Below are 236 nucleotides of genomic sequence, written 5' to 3'. Positions count from 1 at the left end.
GCAATACACACTGCAGCTTGCAGGCAGCTCTCTTAGTTTATTAAAAGATTTCCACATTTGCTTTGGCGTGCCTTCAAATAAGCGTCCACATCCACCGCTAAACAATGTATCGCCTGTGAAAGCAAGTTCATCATTTGTATAGCAAATATGATCAAGCGTATGCCCAGGAGTTGCTAAAATAGTAAAGTTAATATTAAGCACACTGATGCTTTGTCCATCAGTGAGTGCGTGAGTGA

General features: G+C 41.1%; 1 protein-coding gene. It reads right to left on the bottom strand.

Translation table 11 applies throughout. The features are described from left to right. A partial coding sequence (locus tag AAEY83_RS18475) for an MBL fold metallo-hydrolase (protein ID WP_351061609.1) occupies positions 1 to 236 on the bottom strand: 236 nt, incomplete at both ends.

The organism is Psychrobacter sp. TB20-MNA-CIBAN-0197 (assembly GCF_040309765.1).
Lineage (GTDB): Bacteria > Pseudomonadota > Gammaproteobacteria > Pseudomonadales > Moraxellaceae > Psychrobacter > Psychrobacter submarinus.
The sequence above is the reverse complement of the archived record's forward strand: the minus strand, read 5'-3'. Positions and strand labels throughout refer to the sequence as shown.